2 protein-coding genes are annotated in these 714 nt (G+C 60.2%); both read right to left on the bottom strand.

Features of this window, described 5'->3' with window-relative positions; translation table 11 throughout:
• A partial coding sequence (locus AC1U89_RS24505; RefSeq protein ID WP_479902213.1) for an aldehyde dehydrogenase family protein occupies positions 1-268 on the bottom strand: 268 nt, incomplete at its 3' end.
• A gap of 221 nt (positions 269-489) precedes the next feature.
• On the bottom strand, positions 490-714 hold a 225-nt coding region (locus tag AC1U89_RS24500), incomplete at its 5' end, for a hypothetical protein (RefSeq protein ID WP_479902212.1).

The following is a 714-nucleotide window of genomic DNA, read 5'->3' as shown; positions in this document are numbered from 1 at the left end:
CTGTTAGGGCGCACTTTTCGATTTCAGCACGGGCCTCGGCTATGGGTTTGTCCATCTCTAGGGTGATGAGATGGGCGTATTCCCCGCTGTTTTCACGGAGGATCTTGGCGGTGTTTCGCAGTATTTGCACCCGGTCTTCAACAGGCACAAGCCTCCACGCTTTTTGGGCCTCGGCTGCTGTGGTCAGGATGGAATCAACCTGGCGGTTCGAGTGTGCATCGAAGGACTGAAGGTGTTCGCCCGTGGCCGGGTTGATCGTGGCGATCATGATGTTTTCCTTTAGGAATGTGGGTGGTGGCCGGGATGTGGTTGGTCAGAAACTTAGGGGTCTCTGTACCCAGCTGCAGCCTCGCTGGAAAGGTGGGCAAGACTCCGGCAGATCATTTGGACGCGTGCTGCCTCGACTGAAATCAGCTACGTCCGGGGGGGAGGGAACCCGGCCTGGCGGCAACCGGGTTCCCTCTAATGTGTGCTGCGCTGGATTGGCGGTCAGGCCCCGGCAGGTGCGAAGTGGTGGATGGGCTGCTCTTCGACGGCTTCGGCCGACTGGTTGTCTGCACCCTTCCAGGCTTCATCGTCCTGGTACGGGAACCACCAGAAGTCATGGCTGGTGGCGGCCGGGTCGATCATGACAAGTTTGGTGTGGCGGAACGTGTCCAGGCCCTCGGCACCCAGCTGGCGTCCGATGCCGGACATTTTGCGTCCGCCGAAGGG

It is taken from the genome of Caulobacter sp. 05T431 (assembly GCF_056665975.1).
This window is presented reverse-complemented; position numbering and strand designations above follow the sequence as displayed.